We start from the raw sequence: 19,252 nt of genomic DNA on the forward strand, positions 1-19,252 counted from the left end.
GGTCGGCAGGTGGAGTATTGACACTTTCCGACCGGCTCCCAACAATGCCCGCTAGAAGCTCAATGCGGCGGGGAGTAAAGCGGGATGACGGAGAAGATCCTCGTCGATTTCCACGGGACCGGCTCCGGGGTCGGTGACCTCACCTGGGGCCAGCGCACCGTGTGGCGCACGGTGGTCAAGACCGGGCACTCGGAGACCATGGGCGGCATCACGGCGCTGCCCCCGGGGACGACGGTCGAGCAGTCGGCGATGGTGCTGCGCTACGTGATGGGCAGGCACCAGTCGCTGCGCACCCGGCTGGTGTTCGACAAGCCCGACGGTGGTCCGCGCCAACAGGTGCACACCTCGGGGCAGGTCGCCCTGGCGGTCGTCGACGCGGGCGCCGAGGACCCGGCGGAGGTCGCCGAGCGGGTCAAGGCCGAGTACGAGGACGCGGACTTCGACTACGCCCAGGAGTGGCCGGTGCGGATGGCCGTGGTCACCAAGGACGGCGAGCCGACGCACTCGGTCGCGGTCTACAGCCACCTGGCCATCGACGCGCACGGCCTGGACGCGCTGGTGTCCGATCTGGCCACAATGGACTGGGCGACCGGTGAGCCGACGCTGCCGCTGACCGCGACCCAGCCGCTGGAGCTGGCCGAGCAGCAGCGCAAACCCAACGTGCTGCGCAACAGCGAGGCCGCGCTGCGCTACTGGGAGCGGGTGCTGCGCACCGTCTCGGCCAAGCGCGTCGAGGGCGAGTCAGACGACCACCGGTCCCCGCGCTGGGGCGACCTGTCGCTGCGGTCCCCGGCGTCCTGGCTGGCGACCAAGGCGATCGCCGCGCGGCTGGGCACCGACACCTCGCCGGTGCTGCTCGCCGGCTACGCGTGCGCGCTGGCCAGGACCGTGGGCAACAACCCGGTCGCGGTGCAGATCGCGGTGAACAACCGGTTCCGCCAGTCGCTGGTGGGGTCGGTCAGCACCATGGCCCAGACCTGCCCGCTGATGGTCGACCTCGCCGACGCCGGGTTCGACGAGGCGGTGCACCGGGCCAGGCAGGCCACCATGGTCACCTACAAGTACGCCTACTACGACCCCGAGAAGCGCGCCGCCATGGTCGACCGGGTCGCCGAGGAGCTGGGCGGGCGGGTCGAGATGGACACCTACTTCAACGACCGCCGCCCGCCCGGGCGCGACGAACACGAACTGGTGGCGCCCCCGGCTGAGGAGATCCTGGCCGCCCGCGGGTCGAGCACCCACGAGTGGGTCATGTGGACCGATGTGGACAGTCCGCTGCTCTACCTCGACGTGGACGCCGAGCCGGACGCGATCGTGTTCACCCTCACCGGCGACACGACCCGGGTCGCGCCCAAGTCCATGCTCGACCTGCTCACCGAGATCGAGACCGTGCTGGTCGACGCCGCGCTCGACCCGGGCGCCACGACGGGCATCCGGTCGTGACCGCGCTGCGCGAGGTGGCCGCGTACCTGCCGCCGGACCGGGTCCCGCTCGACGAGCTGGCACCCCGGTTCGGGCTCACCGAGCGGCAGGTCCGGTTGTTCCGCCGCTTCCACGGCCTCGACCAGGTGTGCCTCGACACCGGCGGCACCCTGCTGGACCTGCTCGTGGGCGCGACCGACCGGCTGGAGACGTTGCGCGGCCAGGAATCGCGGGTCCGCTACGTCATCTACGCCCGCGGCATGCCGGTCGCCGTGCCCTACCCGCGCAACCCGTTGCGCGAGTTGTGCGGCAAGCTCGGGTTGGACCACGCGCTGACCTTCACCGTGACCCACCAGGCGTGCGCCACGGGTCTGCTCGCGCTGGACGTGGCGGGCAGGCTGCTCGCCGCCGACCCGGACCCCGAGGCGTTGGCGCTGATCGTGTCCGGGGAGAAGACCTTCACCCCGGACGCGATGCTGGTGCCCGACACCGCCGTGTTCGGCGAGGGTGCCGCGGCCGCGCTGGTCGGCGCCGACGGTCCGCGCGACCGGCTGCTGGCCTACGCCTCGAGCGTGCGCGGCGACTTCGACGGCAGGCTGATCATCGACCCGGAGTTGGCCGCCCGGTTCCAGTACGAGTACCCGGAGCTGCTGACCGGGGTGCTGCTCGCCGCGGTCGAGCGGGCCGGGCTCACCCTCGACGACATCGCGTTGGTGTTGCCGCACAACGTGAACTCGGTGTCGTGGCGGCGGGTCGCCAAACGGATCGGGTACCCGGTGGAGCAGGTGCTGCTCGACAACGTGGCGGTCACCGGGCACAGCTTCGCCGCGGACCCGTTCCTCAACTACCGCACCGCCCTGGACCGGGGGCGGTTGCGGCCGGGGGACCGGTACCTGGTCGGCGCCGCCGGGTTGGGCGCGACGTTCTCCGCGATGGTCTTCGAGCACTAGCGTGATGGGAGGGCCCCGTGGGGTCTGTTGAGGTTGCTGAAGTTGAGGCTGTTGGTGCTGCTGACGCCGGGGCGGTCGGCGCCGGAGTGGACACCGAGTTGCTCGGGCGGGTCACCGACAGCATGGCGGAGCTGCTGCCGCGGGTGCTCAAGCGCGAGGTCACCGGGCTGAGCGCGGACACCAAGCTGTTCACCGAGCTGGGGTTGAGCTCGGCGAGCACGCTGGAGCTGCTGCTGGAGCTCGAGGACGAGCTGGAGATCCAGATCGACGTCGAGGAGATCGACCAGAACGACCTGGAGACCGTCGGCACCCTCGCGGCCTACATCGCCGCCCACACCGTCGCGGACGAGTGATGTTCACCTCCGGCGCCCCCGGCGCGGCCACCGGGCCGGCCCGGCTGGTCGCCGCGCACGCCAGGGTGTTCGCCGAGACCTCGCCCACCGCGCTGGACCCGGCGTTGCGCCCGTTCCTGGCCGACCTGGTCCGCCCGTACGGCAACGCTCTGCGCGAGGACCTGCTCGAGGAGGGCGTCGGGCACTCGTTCGGTGAGATGGCCGAGGCGATGCTGCCCTCGATCGTCGGACCGGACGAACCGGTCGACCTGCTGGTGCTCGCCTTCGCCATGCACGACCTGCGCCTGGGGCGGGCCACGGCCTGCTACCTGAGCGACCGGTGCTCGGGCAGGCCCATGGCGTTCGCGGTGTGCGACCAGGGCAGCGGCGCGGCGTTCACCGCGCTCCGGCTCACCGAGGCGTACTTGGGTTCAGGGGAGTGTTCGCGGGCGCTGGTGTTCATCGTCGAGCAGTCCGCGTTGCACTACGAACTCCAAGAGCCCGCACCGGTTCCCGATCGCCACACCGCCGTCGCCCTGCGGTTGGAGCAGGAGGGTCGCCGGCTCGGCCTGCGCCAGCACACCGGCGTCGACGCGCAGCGCGTCCCCGGCCTGCTGCGCTCGTCCCTGGCCGGGAACGACGCCCCGGTGATCGCGTCCGCGCGGTTGGCCGAGGTGGCCCCCGGCGTGGCGACCGTGGTGGCCGACGCGGGGCAGCCCTACACCGGGATCTGGTGGGAGCTGGCGCAAGGCGGCCACGAGGGCCCGGTGGTCCTCGCCGACTACGAACCCGCACACGGTCTACTGTGTATATCCACTGTGGATCAACTCACCCTGGCGCGACCGGCACCGGCGGTGGCATGATGGACACGGTCAGCGTCTGGCTCGTCGATTCGGTTCTCCCGCAAGGGTTCCTCGACGAGCTGCACGGCTACCTCGACGCCCGCGAGCGGGAGCGGGCCGGGGAGCTGGACCCGCCGCGGCGGCGCGAGTACGTCGCGGCGCACGGCGCGGCCCGGGTGCTCACCGGGCGGGCGCTCGGGATCAGCCCCGACCGGGTGCGCTTCACGATCGGGCGGCACGGCAAACCCGAGGTCGACGGCCTGCGGATGAGCCTGTCCAAGTCCGAGGGGTTGGCGATGGTCGCCTGCACCGCCGAGCGGGCGGTGGGGGTCGACCTGCAGCGCGTCGACGCGGGCATGGACGCGGCGCGCACCGCGCGCAGGTTCTACCCGGGCGAGGAGGCCGAGCACGTGGCCGACTGCCCGGTCCGGTTCACCGATCTGCTCGCGCGCAAAGAGGCGTGCGTGAAGGCGGCGGGCGGACGGCTGTTCCCCGGTTTGCGGTTGCCGGTGCACGGGCGCCGCGTGGTCCGCCAGGCCGACGGGCCCTACCGGGTGCGGGACCTGCCCGCGCCGAGCGGCTACGCGGCGGCGGTGGCGCTGGCGGGCGAGGACGACTACCAGGTGCGCGAGCACCTCTGGCCAGGACAGGGAGTGGCGCCATGAGTTCGGGACTGGGTGCGGGTCTGCCGCTGGAGACGGGCGTCCCCGGCGTGTTCCTGTCGCCACCGGGGTTCGAGCGGGTCATCGGGCTGCTGCGCGACGGGGTTGCCGCGCTCGCCGCGGACGAGCCCTTCCACCGCTTGGTCATCCCACCGGTGATCTCCCGCAAGACCATCGAACGCGCCGGTTACGTCGCCGCGTTCCCCAACCTGCTCGGCACCGTTCACGGCTACGGCGGCACTCCCAGCGGCTGGGCCAGGCTCAAGCCGCTGGTCGAAGAGGGCGGTGAATGGCATGCGCAGCAACAGATCGGCGACCTGGTGCTGCTGCCCGCCGCCTGCTACCCCGTGTACGCGGCGCTTGAGGGAAGCGCGCTCGACGAGCCCGCCAAGGTGACCGTCGAGGCGTCCTGCTTCCGCCAAGAGGCCACCAGTGAGCCCGGGCGGATGCGGTCGTTCCGGATGCTGGAGCTGGTCACCGTCGCCACCGACGAGCACTGCCTGAAGTGGCGGGCGGCTCGGCTCGAACAGGTCGAGGGCTGGTTCACCGACCTGGGGCTGGCGGTATCGGTGGAGGTCGCCGACGACCCGTTCTTCGGCCCGGGGCGCAAGCTCTACCAGGCCGCGCAACGGATGCAGGAACTCAAGTGGGAGCTCAAGGTCCCGGTCGCCGACGGCACTGTGCAGGCGGTCGCTTCGGCGAACTACCACAAGGAGCACTTCGGCGAGACCTTCGGCATCACCGCGGGCGGCGAACCCGCCAACACCTCGTGTGTCGCGTTTGGACTTGAGCGGTTGGCGTTGGCGCTGATCACCCGCCATGGCGAGGATTCCACGCGGTGGCCCGCCGAGGTGCTGGCCGCGTTGGGCGGTGGTCACCGTGGCTGACAACGTGGCGAATCCCGCTGTCGCGGACGGCCTCGCCGTCGCCGGTGTCACCGCGGTCCCGGCCACTGCGGCCGTGCCCGCTGGCCCGACCGTCCCCAGCAGTCTCGAGTTGTACCGGACCATGCGGTTCATCCGCCGGTTCGAGGAACGCGCCATCGACCTGGTCCGCGCCGGGGAGATCTTCAGCGGCATCCACCCGTGCATCGGGCAGGAGGCGGTCGCGGCGGGGGCTTGCGCGGCGCTGGCCCCCGATGACATCGTGCTCTCCAGCCACCGCGGCCACGGGCACCTGCTGGCCAAGGGCAGCGACCCGGGGCGGGTGATGGCCGAGATGGCGGGCCGGGTCACCGGCATCGACAAGGGGCGCGGCGGGTCCTTCCACCCCTCCGACTTCACCGCGGGCGTCTACAACGCGACCGGCACCGTCGGTCACGGCGCGGGCATCGCGGCCGGGATCGCCTGGGCGGCGGCGAAGGCGGGCGAGCCCAAGGTCGTGCTGAGCTTCTTCGGCGACGGCGCGGTCACCCAGGGCGCGTTGCTCGAAGGCTTCAACCTGGCCGGTTTGTGGCAGCTCCCTGTGGTATACATTTGTGAGAACAACCGTTACGCCACAACGCTTCCGGTGGAGACGGCGGTCGCCGGGACGATCACCGGCCGCGGCGAGGCGTTCGGCATCCCGTCCTCCGTTGTGGACGGACAGGACGCCGAGGTGGTGCACGAGGCGGTCGCCGAGGCGGTCGCCCGGGCCCGCTCCGGCGGCGGTCCGTCGCTGCTGGAGATGCGGACCTACCGCTACCACGGTCACCACACCTTCGAGATGTTGGTCCGCCTGCGCTACCGCGACCAGGCCGAGGTCAACGCCTGGAAGGAGCGCGACCCGCTCGACATCCAGGCGGCCAGGATCGACGCCGCCGCGAAGGACCGGGTCGACGCCGAGGTCGAGCTCGAACTCGACGAGGTCGTCCGGTTCGCCGTGGACAGCCCGCGGCCGGACCCGGCCGACGCCATGGACCACTACTACGCCGATGGTTTCCGACCGAGACCAGGCGTGTCGCTCTGACCGGGAAGGAGGTGTGCCGTGCCCAAGTTGTCCTACCTCAAGGCCCTCAACCGCGCGCTCGGTGACGAGATGGACCGCGACGAGTCGGTCTTCGTCCTCGGCGAGGACGTCAACTTCGCGCTGACCAACGTCACCGCCGGGTTCCTCAAGCGCTTCGGCCCGGACCGGGTGGTGGAGGTCCCGCTGACCGAGCAGGGCTTCACCAACTTCGCCACCGGCGCGGCGATGGCCGGGCGCAGGCCGGTGATCGAGTTCCAGATCCCGTTCCTGCTGCTGCTGGTGTTCGAGCAGATCACCAACCAGGCCAACAAGTTCCTGATGATGAGCGGCGGCCAGCGCAGCGTCCCGGTCACCTACCTGATGCCCGCGGCGGGGTGGCGGGCCGGGTGGGGCGCGCAACACTCCGACCAGCCCTACAGCATGTTCGCGCACATGGGCGTCAAGACCGTGCTGCCCGCGACGCCGACCGACGCCTACGGCCTGCTCACGACCGCGATCCGCGACGACGACCCGGTGGTGTTCTTCGGCCCCCTCGCCTCGCTGAGCGTGCGCGAGATCGTCGACTACGCCGACCTGGCACCGATCCCGCTGGGCAGCGGCCGGGTCCACCGCCCGGGCACCGACGTCACCGTTGTCGCTTTGGGGCACTTGGTGCACGAGGCGCTCGCGGTGGCCGAGGAGCTGGCCGACGAGGCGTCGGTCGAGGTGTGGGACCCGCGTTCGGTGTACCCGTTCGACTGGGCCGGGTTGGCCGAGTCGGTGGCCAAGACCGGGCGGCTGGTGGTGTTCGACGACTCGAACCGCTCGTGCGGGATGGGCGCGGAGATCCTCGCGACCGCCGCGGAGGAGATGCGGCTGGTGGCCCCGCCCAAGCGGGTGACCAGGCCGGACGGCGCGATCGTCGGCGCGGTCCCGGAACTGGACGAGGTGCTGCAGCCGACCAGGCCGCAGTTGGCCGAGGCGGTCCGCTCGGTGCTCAAGAGCCCGGGTTGGTGATCATGGAGCTGGAGCGCGTCCCCGTTCCGTTCCAGGGAGATGGCAGTGGCGAGGCCGGGCTGACCTGGGGTCAGATCGGCATCTGGCAGGCCATCGCCCGCTCGGGCGAGTCACGGACCATGGGTGGTGCGATCGCGCTGCCACCGGGGGTCACGGTGGAACAGGTCGTCGCCACGTTGCGCTCGGCCGTGGGCAGGCACCAGGCGTTGCGCACCCGGCTGGTGTTCACCGACGGCAGGCCCCGGCAGAGCCTGGTGTCCTCCGGCGAGGTCGTGCTGGAGGTCGTCGACGCGACCGGGTCGGACCCGGCCGCGGTGGCCGACGCGGTGCAGGAGCGCTACGCGAGCGTGCCGTTCGACTACGAGCACGAGTTCCCGGTGCGGATGGCGGTCGTGCGCTCCGGCGGGGCGCTCACGCACATGGTCGCGGTGTACCTGCACCTGGCGATGGACGCGGGCGGGCTGGAGGTGCTGATCGGCGAGCTGGGCAGCGACCCGGCCACGTTGCCGCCGGTCACCGCCGTGCAGCCGCTGGCGCAAGCGCTGGCCCAGCGGGAGCCCGCGGCGTTGCGCCAGTCCGCGGCGTCGTTGCGCTACCTCGAGCACGTGTTGCGAACGGTGTCGCCGTTGCGCTTCGGTGAGCCCCGCGAGCTGGGCGATCCGACGTTCCGGATGGTCCGCTACCGCTCCCCGGCGACCAGGCTGGCGGTGGACGCCGTGGCGCGCCGAGCCGGGATCAGCACCTCGCCGGTGCTGCTGGCCTGCTTCGCGGTCGCGTTGGCCAAGGCCGGGGCGAGCAACCCGGTGATGGCGATGCTGATGGTCAGCAACCGGTTCCGGCCGGGCTTCGCCGACTCGGTGAGCACGATCGTGCAGATCAGCCCCTACCTGATCGACGTAGCCGATATCACCCTCGGTGAAGCGGTCGCCCGGGCGGCCCGCAGCACGATGAACGCCTACAAGCACGCCTACTACGACCCGGACGCCCAGGACGAGGTGGTCGACAAGGTCGTCGCCGAGCGCGGCGAGGCCATCGACTTCTCCTGCTTCTTCAACGACCGCCGCAAATCCGACCGCGCCCCCGCCGGCGGCGCGGACCCGGACGCGGAGTCGCTCACGGCCGCGCTGGCGCGCTCGTCGGTGCACTGGGAGGACGAACCGGGCATGCCCCGGCAGAAGCTGTACCTGCACGTCGACGATCCCGCCGACGCGATCGAGTTCACCATGTCGGTGGACACCCGCTACTTCACCGCGACCGAGACCGAGGCCGTCGTGCGCGGCATCGAGTCGGTCGCCGTGCGCACCGCCCTCGACCCGGACACGCCGACCGGCGTGCGGGGCGAGACCAGGCTCCCGGCCACCGCCGGTGCCGGGGCGGACACTGCAGAGGGAGGTGCCCGATGATCGAGATCAAGTGAATCGCGCGGTAGCGCGGAGACCCTTCCGCGCTCGCTGAACAAGTTGGCTGCGGGGGTGGGCCGTTGGTGGACCCACCCCCGCACCCATGTCCACCCGGGAAGCACGCATGCACAGGTTTGGTCGAGCCGTTTGTGTCGTCGGCGCGGGTCCGCGCGGGCTCAGCGTCCTGGAGCGCCTGTGCGCCGGTGCCGAGGGTCCGGTGGTGGTGCACCTGGTCGACCCGTTCGCCGGGCGCGGTGGGCGGGTGTGGTCGACGAGCCAGCCCGCGTCGCTGCTGATGAACACCATCGCCTGCCAGGTCTCGATGTTCACCGACGTGACCGTCGACTGTGCTGGACCTATCCGACCCGGTCCGTCCCTCTATGACTGGGCTGCCGCGGGGTTGGCACCCGCTGTTGTCGCTGCCGAGGCCGCGGCGTTGACTCCGGACTCTTACCCCACGCGGGCGTTCTATGGTCACTACCTGGACTGGTTCCTCGATCACGTGCGGCAGGCAGCGCCGCCTTCGGTGGAAGTTCGGGTACATCGTCTTACCGCTGTCGCGCTCGATGACCTCCCCGACGGGCAGTGCGTGACGCTGTCCGACGGCCAGGTTCTTACCGGGCTGTCGGCCGTCGTGTTGGCGCAAGGCCACGTGGACATGCCTCTAGGGGCTATGGAGTCACGGTTGGCCGGTTTCGCTGACTCACGCGGACTGGGCTACCTCCCGCCGGGCAACCCGTCCGAGGTGGACCTGTCGGGGATCATGCCCGGCGAGGTCATCGCGGTTCGGGGGATGGGGCTGGCGTTCTTCGACTACCTCGCGCTTCTTACCGGCGATAGGGGAGGGCGGTTCAAAGAGCGCGCGGACGGGTCGTTGGCCTACGTTCCCTCGGGCCAGGAACCCGTGATTGTCACCGGTTCTCGGCGCGGGCTGCCCTACCACGCGCGCGGGGAGAACGAGAAGGGCGCGTTCGGGCGCCACGAGCCGGTGTTCCTGACGCTGGACGTGATCGCCGAGCTGCGCTCTCGCGCCGCGGTGTCGTTCCGCGAGGACATCTGGCCGCTGGTCGCGCGTGAGGTCGAACTCGTCTACTACCGGACCCTGCTGGGCGATGAGTTCGCCAGCCGGTTCATCGCGGGGGAGCCGGGGCTGGTCGAGTCGTCCGGCGTGCAGCCGTGGGACTGGGGGCTGATCGCGCACCCGGACGGTGGGCGCCGGTTCGGGTCGCCCGCAGAGTTCGACGCCTGGTTGATAGAGCTGCTGCGGGCCGACGTACCGGGCGGGAACGTGACCGACCCGGTGAAGGCCGCCTTGGATGTTCTCCGGGACATGCGCAACGAGATCCGCTTGGCGGTAGACCACGGCGGCATCACCGGCACCTCTTACCGCAACGACCTCGACGGTTGGTACACCCCGCTTAATGCGTACCTGTCCATCGGTCCGCCCGCTCGGCGCGTGGCTGAGTTGGTGGCTCTTATCGAGGCTGAGGTCGTGCGGGTGGTCGGCCCGGGGATGCGGGTGGATCTAGCCGATAGAGGCTTCCTGGTGAGCTCGCCCCGGGTCGGTGGGTCCGGGGTCCTGTGCACGACGCTGGTCGAGGCGCGGCTACCGGAGGTCGACATCCGGCAGACCACGGACCCGCTTATAGCGTCCATGCTCGAACGAGGCGACTGCGTCCCCTACCACATCCCGGATCCTGAAGGGGCGGTCGAGACAGGTGGGCTTGCCGTCACCCCACGGCCCTACCGGCTGTTGCGCGCGGACGGCACACCCCACCCCACCCGGTTCGGATACGGTGTCCCTACCGAGTCGGTGCACTGGGTCACCGCGGCGGGCATTCGCCCTGGGGTGAACTCGGTGATCCTGGCCGACGCGGACGCCATCGCCCGGGCGGCGCTGGCGGTGACCAGCAGCGCGCGGCCCCCGGTCGCGCGACCGGCGTGAGGAGCCGCGTGACCGGTACCGACAGTGGCCTGCTCGCCCCGGTGTGGGCGGGCGCCGAGGCGGCCGACCTGGTGACCGACGAGGCGTGGGTGGCCGCGATGGTCGAGGTCGAGGTGGCCCTGGCCCGCGCGCAGGCCAAGCTGGGGGTCATCCCGGCCGCCGCCGCGGCGGCCATCGCCGACACCGTCGCCGACATCGACGTGGTCGACCTGGCCGTGCGCTCACGCGGTGGCGCCAACCCCATCGTGGCGTTTGTCACCGCCTTCACCGCCTGCGTGCCCGAAGACGCCCGCGAGTACGTCCACCGCGGCAGCACCAGCCAGGACATCCTCGACACCGCCGCCATGCTCATCACCCGCCGGGTCTTCGACGTGGTGTCGCGCGACCTGCTGCGAGTTGCCGCTGCCTTGGCGAGGTTGGCCGAGGAACACCGGGACTCGGTGATGGCTGGGCGCACTCTTACCCAGCACGCGGTGCCGGTGACTTTCGGTCTTAAAGCCGCCGGGTGGCTGACCTCGGTGCTGGACGGGCTTACCCGTGTGCGTGGAGTGGTTCTGCCCGCGCAGCTCGGTGGCGCTGCCGGGACCCTGGCGTCCTATGTGGAGTACGCGGGGGATCCTTCGCACGGCCCCTTGCTGTCGGCGGAGTTTTCAGCCGTGTTGGGCTTGCCGGAAGCCGTAGTGCCCTGGCACGCCCTTCGCGCCCCTTACGTCGACATCGGTTCTGCGGCCTCTATTGTCACCGGTGCGTTGGGGAAGTTCGCGCTAGACGTCCAAGGCATGTCCCGCACCGAGGTGGCCGAGGTAGTCGAGCCCTCCGCCGAAGGCCGCGGCGTTTCGTCCGCGATGCCGCAAAAGCGCAACCCGGTCCTGGCCACCCTCATCATGGCCGCCGCCCGCCAGGTCCCCCTCTATGCGACAGTCCTGGCCCAGTCGATGCTCGCCGAAGACGAACGAGCCCCCGGCGCCTGGCACGCCGAATGGCAGCCCCTGCGTGAGTTGCTGCGCTCCCTCGGCGGGGCTGCCGCCACCGCCGCCGAGCTAGCCGAAGGCCTGGAGGTCTTCCCCGACCGCCTCCGCGCGAACCTATCGCTGACCGGCGGCACCATCGTCTCCGAGCGCTTGAACGTCGCTCTAGCGCCTGTCTTGGGCAAGGTAGAGGCCAAGAAGCTCCTAGCCAGCCTCTCCCGCTCCGAAAACTTCGCCGACGCTCTGCGAGCCGCTCCCGAGCTCGCTTCCGTGGACGTGAACGCGTTGTTGGATCCCGCTGAGTACCTGGGCTCCACCGGCGCCCTCATCGACCGCGCCCTCGCCCACTACCGCAACCTCCCATGACCCGCCGCAAACCCCCCGGCGTCTCCATGGAGTCCTGGGTCGAGTCCCAGATCCGAGAAGCGGCCAACCGCGGCGACTTCGACGACCTCCCGGGAGCGGGCAAGCCGCTCCCCAACCTCCACGACCCCAACGCCTGGCTAGCCGCCTACCTCAAACGCGAAGGCGTCGAGACGGAGGCGCTGCTCCCCGAGCCTCTGCGTCTGCGCAAGGAGATCGAGCGGCTGCCGGAGGTGGTACGGGGTGCCCCGACGGAGCGCCTGGTGCGAGAGCTGGTGGCGGACCTGAACGACCGCATCAAACTCTGGATGCGCAACGGCCAGGACACCCACTTCATGGTGCCCCTGGTGGACGAGGACGAGATCGTCTCCGGCTGGCGCGAGACCCGCCCCGTGCCCGAGCCACCGCCCGCTATTCCTCCTCCTCAACCGAAGCGCCGTTGGTGGAATCGCCGTGGAGCTTCGCGTACTCAGTAACGATCTCCTCGAAATCGACTGTAGACATATTTCTTGTGCGAAAGGAGATGGTGATCATCTCCGAAATTGCCGCGAGTGCGCGCGCAAGAAGTGTATCTCCCGCTAGTTGCGCGACGAACCCTTCGGGAAAGATTCCGCTGTACTGTCCTGAATCATAGAGTAGTGCGACGGCTGGTATCCAACCATTCTTGGGCAGGGTTTGCCAAAGGTGGATAGTCGAGCTCCATGAATGGTGTTTAGTGAGTGACTTGAACTCCTCTTTGCTGGTGTCGATCACGTAGGTGATAGTGATCAGGTTGGCCGAGTATGCTGCTAGTTGGCGCACCAGATCTACCGGTGTGGGCCGATATGCATCGTATTGGCTTGACCTGGTGCGGCTGCGATAGTTCCCGATCGCCGTCAATAGTATCGCGACGACGATATCTTCGTCGTCGGTCTTGAGTATCTCTCGAATGGTGGCGAGAATGTTGTATTGTTCGGCCAGGGCCCGGTGAGAGAGTAGCGCGAACAGTATTGCGTCGTTGGGGCCATCCCGGTTGAACTTGGCCCCGTGTGCCATGTTGATCAGTTCCTTGGTGATGTAACGAGCCACCAAGAACTCGCCGAAGGTGGCGTGGAGGAACTCGTACGAGCGCTGCTTCTGGAGGGTCAGCGCTTCTGGTGAGTGGATGAAGAAGAACTCGGCCAGCAGTCGCTTCCCGCCGTCGGGCTCGTGCCCGAGTAGAGCGGTCAAGTCCGCCGAGAGTTCAGCTTCGCTGATGTACTGGGCGCCTCGGTTGAACATCCCGAGTGCGGCGATGGACAGCCGCTCTATCTGCGCCGCGACGGCGGCGTCGAGGTTCACCGACGTGGTGGTCTTCGCGGCTTCCCGGCGGGCGAAGCTGTCGAAGATGCGCTCGTAGAGCGCGGTCGTGGACATGTCCTCGCTCAGGCCGGGTGAGGTCGGATCGGCCGCGTACAGCGCCAACATCAGCAACAGCAGCGGTTGCCGCGCCAGGTCTTCGTGCTTGGCGAGGTCTGCGGGCCGCAGGTCGCGGATTGTTCCCTCGTCGATGGCGCGGTGGTTCGCCGCTCGCCACCGATCGGTCCACGCTTCGATCCGCGGATCGTCGAACTCCACCAGCTTGACGATCGTCGCGCCTTCGGGAACGTGCACCCGGTCGGCGACCAGTGTCCGCGACGTCACGATCACCACGACCGGGAGCTCCTGGTCGTGCTCCACCGCCTGGAACTCCATCGCCTCGCGGAGGTAGCCGCTGCGGTCGATCTGCGACGCCTGCAGCAGCTCATCCAGACCGTCGAGGAGCACCACACGGACCGTCTGCGCGGTCTGTGCTGCCAACCGCGGCCAGGAAACGCGGTCGTTCGTCGCCTGGTCCAACGCCTGGCGGATCTGGTCCTTGACCGGTGCGCTCGCCTCCACCGACCGCAGCGGCACCCGGACCACGGTGTACCCCGAGGTCGGCAACCGGGCAGCGATCACCTTCGTGAGTAGCGACTTGCCCGCGCCGGGGTGGCCCAAGAGCAGCAGCGGCACCCGAGTCGCGTTAGGCGAGGTGAAGTGCGCGGCCAACATCAGGTCGAGGTCGTCGTGCGCGGGCAGCCCGGCCCACCACTGCTCACTCGCGATCTGCCCACCGGTCGAAGTGATCTTGTACTGAGGGGTGACGAACCCGTCCCCAACGGTCGGGAACCGGACGTCGACCCCGTACCGCTCCGCGTCCGCCGCGATCACCGGCTGGCTGAGCACTCCGCGGTTGGCCCGGTGCAGGGCCTCTTGGTCCCCGCCCAGGTCAGGGCCGACCGGGGTGAGGGACAGCAGGCCCTCCAGCCGCTGCAATGCGGCGGACTGCGCGTCGAGGACGGCGCGCACCTCGTCAGACAGCCCGGTGATGGCCTGCCGGGTGGCGGCGTGTTCGCCGAGGCTGGACCAGAAGAGGAACTCGGGGACGTCCGCCGCGAGGGCGAGGTAGCGGGACTCGTAGCGGGCCAGGACCTTCCCGATGAACTTGGGGTTGGCCAGGGTGATGTGGCCCGACCAGGCGTCCAGGCCCTTGAGGAAGTCGTCGGTGCGGCCCGCCGCGATGCCGATCCAGGAGCGGATGCCGGGCAGGGTCTCCTGGAAGCCGCGCGACGGGCACGGGGCCGGGATCGCCGCGAGGTAGAGGGCGTCGAGCGCGGATTGGTTCTGCTTGGCGATCGCGCCGGTTGCCACGTACCCGCGCTCGGCGTCGGTGATGGCCAGCTTCTTCATCGCCTTGGGGCCGACGGTCTCGGTCAGCACGTCCAAGAACGACGACGCGACGAGCAGGCTGTGGGCGGCCTCGATCAGCTCCCGGCGCTCACGGCCGCGCTTGTCCCGGAACCGCGCGGGCTTGAGCAGTGACCGCAGCAGGGAGATGGCCTCGTTCTTCTGGTCCACCCAACCCCACACCGTGGCGAACAGGACCAGCGGTGCCAACGGAGTCCCCAGCGTGGCGACTCCGGCGACCAGGCCAGCACCCAAGATCACCCCGCCGAGCGCCTTGTCCAGCTTGTCGACGAACCCCGGTTGGTCCCGGTCCAGGACGCGCAGTGCTTCGGCGAAGGTCAGGTCCGGCTGTCGTCGCACGCGGTAACGGTACAACGCACGGTTAGCCGCGGAGTTCTCGGTACATCGCGGCCGCGGCCGGGTGGAGTGGGGCTGGGGCGGTGTCGATGAGGGAGCGGACGTCCAGGTACTGGGTGCCCAGGGCCTGTTGGGGGACCAGGTTGGTGGCGCGTTCCACGAGGACGCGGACGGTGGCGGCGATGGTGGGGGACGACAGGCTGGGGGAGGGGATGAGGAGGTTGGGGACGCCGACGGTTGTCACGGGGGTGGGGGCTTGGTAGGTGCCGCCGGGGATGGTGACCTGGTCGTAGACCGGGCCGTAGCGGTCGCGGAGCGCGGGGATGTAAGAGGTGAGGTCAAGGAGCCGGATGCCTATCGCGTTGTCCAGCTCCGACAAGGCGGGAGTGGGGAGGCCGCCGGACCAGAGGAGTGCTTGGACGCGGGTATCGCGTAAAGCGGCTACGGCGTCGGCAAGGGGGTGGTGGTCGATGATGACCCGGACGTCCGCTGTGTCGATCAGTCGACCGCCGAAGAGGGCCGCGCCAGAGCCGGAGGCACCAAGAGACACGTGCTGCCCCGTTAGATCTGCCAACGTGCGGATAGGGCTATCGGCGCGGACGACGAGTTGCATGTAGTTCTCGTAGACCCGTCCAAGCGCGGTGAGATCTATAGGCGCGGTGAACGGTTCGGTGCCGGATCGCGCTGCGGCCAAGGCATCCGCCAGCGTTAAGCCAAGTTCAGCCTCGCCGGCCGCTACCCGGGAGAGGTTCATGACGCTGCCCAACGTCGCCACCACCTCGACTCGCCACTCAGGCTCAACAGCCCGCATCTCCCCGGCCAGCAACCGCGCGAACTCGACATAGAACCCGCCCGGCTCCCCGGCAGCGATCCTTACCCGGCCGGTCGGACTGCTGTAAGAGCACCCAGCAACCGCCAACGCGCCGACCAGGAAACTTCGCCGCGACAGCGCCATCACGCACCCCCGGGCAGCGACACGGTCACCGCCAACCCGTGAGGCTCCGCAAGGGCGATCCGCAACTCACCGCCATACGCGGTCACCAGGCGGTCCGCGATGGCCAGTCCAAGGCCCGACCCCGGGGCCGAACCGGAAGCACGCCAGAACCGGTCGGTCAGCTTCGGCAAGTCCTCCACGCGAACCCCCGGACCATCGTCGGTAACGGCAACTATCCCCGGTAGCTCAACCGACACGCGGACAGTCCCGCCTGGCGCGTACTTGATTGCGTTGTCCAGCAGCACATCCAACACCTGCGCCAGATCCGACTCCGAGCAGCCCACCGGAACCGATGCGATGTCCTCCACCACCTTCACCCCAGCCCGGTCGGCGGCAGGCACCCACGAATCGATTCGCTCACGAGCGACCACCCCGGCGTCGCAGCGCGCGTCCGACCCCACAGCCAACTCTGTGGCAGCCGTGTCCGCTGACGCCAGCAGCAGCATCGAGTCCAGCAGCGACTCCAACCGGTCCAGCTCGGCGACCATCGACGAGTACGCCGGTTCAGCCGATGGCGACACCCGGCCAGCGAGCGAGTCCATCCGCAGCCGCAACGCCGCCAGCGGGTTGCGCAGCTGGTGGGACGTGTCGGCCACCAACGCGCGCTGCCGGTGCGCGGACTCCGCCACCGCGTCCGACATGCGGTTGAACGACCCGGCCAACCCGCGCAGCTCCGGCGGCCCCAGCACCGGCGACACGTGCGCCCCCGGCGACCCGCCGCCCACCGCGCGCACCCCCCGCTCCAGCTCCGCCACCGGCCGCAGCACCCACCTGGCCAGCAGCAACGCCAGCGCCACGAACGCCAGCGCCGCGCTCAGCACCCCGCTCAGCACGATCCCCCAGCTGGCCCCGACATCCGCGGCCGCCCGGTCCACAGTGGAGCGCAACGCGACCGCGCCGGTGACCCGGGTGCCGCTGCCGATCGGCCTGGCGAACAGCACCGCGCCCGAGGACCACGGCAGCACGTCCGGCGCGGTGGCGGCGGGCTGGTTGCGCAGCGCCGCGTCCAACGCCGCCCGGACCAGCGGGTCGTCCGCGCGCATGCCGGTCTCCAGCACCGGTGTGCGGCGCGCGTCGATCACCACGACGGCGTCGCCGTAGAGCTCGACGTGCGCGCGGACCTCGGCGAGCAGCCGGTCACCGCCGACCGAGGCCAGCTCGGCGAACCGGTCCAGGTCGGCGGTGCGGCTGAGCGCGAACCGCTGGGTCCGCTCGGCGGAGGTGCTGTGCAGCAGCGGCCCGGCGAACCCGGCGAGCGCGGCCAGCGACAAGCCCAACAGCACCAGCAGCAGGCGCCTGCGCACGTCAGTCGCCCAGGCGGTAGCCGAAGCCGCGGATCGTGCGCACCAGGTCCGGCCGCCCCAGCTTCGCCCGCAGCGCCGCCAGGTGCACGTCCAACGACCGCGACACCGCCAGGTACGCGTCGCCCCACACCTCGTCGAGCAGTTGCTGCCTGCTCACCGCGGTCCCGGCGTGCCTGGCCAGCGCGGCCAGCACCTCGAACTCCAGGTTGGTCAGGCCGACGACCGCCCCGGCCACCGACACCCGCCGCGCGTTCAGGTCCACCGCGACGTCGTCGACCTCCACCACTGCGGGCCGGACCCCTTCCGCCGACAGGGCCCGCCGGGTCACTGCCTCGATCCTGGCCAGCAGCTCGATCAGCCGCACCGGCTTGACCAGGTAGTCGTCAGCACCCAGCCGGAGGCCGCGGACCACGGTGCGCTCATCGCCGTGCGCGGTCATCACCACCACCGGCGTCGAGGAGAGCTTGCGCAGCTTGCGGAGCACTTCTAGGCCGTGGATGTCCGGTAGGCCGAGGTCGAGCAGCACCACGTCGGCGTCGCGGTGGCGGATGAGCGCGTCGGCGCCCCGGGTGACCCACTCCACGGGGTGCCCGTGCGTGGTCAGCACGTCGTTGACCGCCGCGGCCACCCCGTCGTCGTCCTCGACCAGCAGCACACGCATCGTCAGTCCCGATCCTCGAGCGGCGAGTCGGTGGACGTTTCCCCCATCACCGCGTAGACCACCAGGGAAACCAACACACATCCCGCCACATAGTAGAAGAACACCGACTCGTGCCCGGCTTGCTTGAGCCACAGGGCGATGTATTCAGCCGTTCCGCCGAATATCGCTACTGTGAGCGCGTAGGGCAGTCCCACGCCCAGGGCACGGACCCTCGTTGGGAACAGCTCCGCCTTCACCACCGCGTTGATGGAGGTGTAGCCGGTGACGATGACAAGAGCGCCCACCATCAAGAAGAACGCCGGTACGGCCTCGTTGGTCCCCGCGAGTGCCGTCAACAGCGGCACCGTCAACAGCGTCCCCAGCACACCGAAGCCCAGCAGCAGTGGCCTGCGCCCGATCCGGTCTGACAACGCCCCCGCGAGTGGCTGCAACGCCACGAACACCACCAACGCCAGGAAGTTGATCCACGCGACCGTGCCCTTGTCGATGTGGCTGGTGTTCACCATGAACTTCTGCAGGTAGGTCGTGTAGGTGTAGAAGGCGACGGTGCCGCCGAGCGTCAGGCCTACCACCAACAGGAGTGACCTGGGGTGGCGCAGCAGGGCCTTAAGCGTCCCCCGGCTCTCGTTGGTCTGCTCGGCCTCGAAGCTGGGCGATTCGTCCATCGTGCGCCGCAGGTACATGACGACCAGAGCGCCGAGCGCCCCGACTGCGAACGCGATGCGCCAACCCCACGAGTCCATCTGCGTAGGCGTCAACACGTTCTGCAGCACGATCTGCAACCCCAGCGCGGTCAGCTGCCCAGCCGTGAGCGTGACGTACTGGAAGCTGGAGAAGAACCCGCGCCGCCCGCTCGCCGCCATCTCCGACAGGTAGGTCGCCGAGGTCGCGTACTCGCCACCCACGGACAGCCCTTGAAGCAACCGCGCCAACACCAGTACCACCGGCGCCGCCACGCCTATAGTCGCGTAGCCCGGGGTCAGCGCGATCATCAGCGACCCCAAGGCCATCAACGTCACCGATAGCGTCAACGCCCTCCGGCGGCCGAACCGGTCGGCGAACCGCCCCAGCAGCCACCCCCCGATCGGCCGCATCAAGAACCCCACCGCGAACACCGCCGCCGTGTTCAACCACTGCGCGGTCTGATCGCCCTTGGGGAAGAACGTCGCCGCGAAGTAGATGGAGAACGCCGTGTAGGCGTACCAGTCGTACCACTCGATCAGGTTGCCGATCGACCCCTTGGCGATGTTGGACACTACCCGCCGATCGGCCCGCTCCTTGACTGACATGGTCCCTCCCGTGGATCCCGTGATCGGGACCACAGTGCGGGGTGTAGTCGGGCATCGACAAGGAGTTGCCCGGGAACCTTACAGTCCCTTAGG

Annotated in this window: 17 protein-coding genes; 12 read left to right on the top strand and 5 right to left on the bottom strand. The window is 69.8% G+C overall.

The features are described 5' to 3' along the window. Window positions 1–84 precede the first annotated feature (84 nt). The 12 genes from LV75_RS19120 (at window position 85) to LV75_RS19175 (ending at window position 12,303) form a co-directional block, all read left to right on the top strand. Entirely contained in the window at window positions 85–1,443 is a 1,359-nt protein-coding gene (locus LV75_RS19120; RefSeq protein ID WP_253888307.1) for a condensation domain-containing protein, read from the top strand. Then, the gene (locus LV75_RS19125; protein ID WP_253888308.1) at window positions 1,440–2,372 is read left to right on the top strand and encodes a 3-oxoacyl-[acyl-carrier-protein] synthase III C-terminal domain-containing protein; all 933 of its coding nucleotides are present in this window, start codon (window positions 1,440–1,442) and stop codon (window positions 2,370–2,372) included. Before LV75_RS19120 ends, LV75_RS19125 begins: the two co-directional genes overlap by 4 nt. 17 nt (window positions 2,373–2,389) lie before the next feature. Next, window positions 2,390–2,725: a phosphopantetheine-binding protein gene (locus LV75_RS19130; protein ID WP_253888309.1), complete on the top strand. Its 336-nt coding sequence runs from the start codon at window positions 2,390–2,392 to the stop codon at window positions 2,723–2,725. Then, window positions 2,725–3,567, top strand: a complete 843-nt coding sequence (locus tag LV75_RS19135; RefSeq protein WP_253888310.1) for a hypothetical protein — start codon at window positions 2,725–2,727, stop codon at window positions 3,565–3,567. Before LV75_RS19130 ends, LV75_RS19135 begins: the two co-directional genes overlap by 1 nt. Further along, window positions 3,567–4,211 carry a 4'-phosphopantetheinyl transferase family protein gene (locus LV75_RS19140; protein ID WP_253888311.1) on the top strand — a complete coding sequence of 215 codons (645 nt, stop codon included), beginning with the start codon at window positions 3,567–3,569 and terminating at the stop codon, window positions 4,209–4,211. The genes LV75_RS19135 and LV75_RS19140 overlap by 1 nt, the downstream gene beginning before the upstream one ends. Then, window positions 4,208–5,095, top strand: a complete 888-nt coding sequence (locus tag LV75_RS19145; RefSeq protein WP_253888312.1) for a class-II aminoacyl-tRNA synthetase family protein — start codon at window positions 4,208–4,210, stop codon at window positions 5,093–5,095. Before LV75_RS19140 ends, LV75_RS19145 begins: the two co-directional genes overlap by 4 nt. Continuing rightward, window positions 5,088–6,155, top strand: a complete 1,068-nt coding sequence (locus tag LV75_RS19150) for a thiamine pyrophosphate-dependent dehydrogenase E1 component subunit alpha (RefSeq protein WP_253888313.1) — start codon at window positions 5,088–5,090, stop codon at window positions 6,153–6,155. Before LV75_RS19145 ends, LV75_RS19150 begins: the two co-directional genes overlap by 8 nt. 18 nt (window positions 6,156–6,173) lie before the next feature. Then, the gene (locus tag LV75_RS19155; protein ID WP_253888314.1) at window positions 6,174–7,151 is read left to right on the top strand and encodes an alpha-ketoacid dehydrogenase subunit beta; all 978 of its coding nucleotides are present in this window, start codon (window positions 6,174–6,176) and stop codon (window positions 7,149–7,151) included. A 2-nt stretch (window positions 7,152–7,153) separates the two neighbouring features. Then, complete coding sequence (locus LV75_RS19160; RefSeq protein WP_253888315.1) at window positions 7,154–8,554, top strand: condensation domain-containing protein; 1,401 nt, start codon at window positions 7,154–7,156, stop codon at window positions 8,552–8,554. Window positions 8,555–8,675: 121 nt separating this feature from the next. Continuing rightward, window positions 8,676–10,496 (top strand): FAD/NAD(P)-binding protein, encoded by a 1,821-nt coding sequence (locus LV75_RS19165; protein ID WP_253888316.1) that lies wholly within the window; start codon window positions 8,676–8,678, stop codon window positions 10,494–10,496. Window positions 10,497–10,504: 8 nt separating this feature from the next. Further along, window positions 10,505–11,830: a class-II fumarase/aspartase family protein gene (locus LV75_RS19170; protein WP_253888317.1), complete on the top strand. Its 1,326-nt coding sequence runs from the start codon at window positions 10,505–10,507 to the stop codon at window positions 11,828–11,830. Further along, on the top strand, window positions 11,827–12,303 hold the full coding sequence (locus tag LV75_RS19175) for a DnaJ family domain-containing protein (protein WP_253888318.1): 477 nt from the start codon (window positions 11,827–11,829) through the stop codon (window positions 12,301–12,303). The genes LV75_RS19170 and LV75_RS19175 overlap by 4 nt, the downstream gene beginning before the upstream one ends. Here the strand turns inward: LV75_RS19175 and LV75_RS35550 are convergent. From LV75_RS35550 to LV75_RS19200, 5 genes are read right to left on the bottom strand one after another with little or no spacing between them, the layout of a single operon-like run. Beyond that, window positions 12,239–14,914 carry an NACHT domain-containing protein gene (locus LV75_RS35550; RefSeq protein ID WP_253888319.1) on the bottom strand — a complete coding sequence of 892 codons (2,676 nt, stop codon included), beginning with the start codon at window positions 14,912–14,914 and terminating at the stop codon, window positions 12,239–12,241. The genes LV75_RS19175 and LV75_RS35550 overlap by 65 nt on opposite strands. A gap of 22 nt (window positions 14,915–14,936) precedes the next feature. Next, complete coding sequence (locus tag LV75_RS19185; protein ID WP_253888320.1) at window positions 14,937–15,866, bottom strand: TAXI family TRAP transporter solute-binding subunit; 930 nt, start codon at window positions 15,864–15,866, stop codon at window positions 14,937–14,939. Next, window positions 15,866–17,209, bottom strand: a complete 1,344-nt coding sequence (locus LV75_RS19190) for a sensor histidine kinase (protein WP_253888321.1) — start codon at window positions 17,207–17,209, stop codon at window positions 15,866–15,868. The genes LV75_RS19185 and LV75_RS19190 overlap by 1 nt, the downstream gene beginning before the upstream one ends. Window position 17,210: 1 nt before the next feature. Next, window positions 17,211–17,870, bottom strand: a complete 660-nt coding sequence (locus LV75_RS19195) for a response regulator transcription factor (protein WP_253888322.1) — start codon at window positions 17,868–17,870, stop codon at window positions 17,211–17,213. Between the two features lie 2 nt (window positions 17,871–17,872). Further along, window positions 17,873–19,159, bottom strand: coding sequence for an MFS transporter (locus tag LV75_RS19200; RefSeq protein ID WP_253888323.1), 1,287 nt, complete (start codon window positions 19,157–19,159; stop codon window positions 17,873–17,875). Between the last annotated feature and the right edge of the window lie 93 nt (window positions 19,160–19,252).

The organism is Actinokineospora diospyrosa, assembly GCF_024171925.1.
In the GTDB taxonomy this organism is placed as follows: domain Bacteria; phylum Actinomycetota; class Actinomycetes; order Mycobacteriales; family Pseudonocardiaceae; genus Actinokineospora; species Actinokineospora diospyrosa.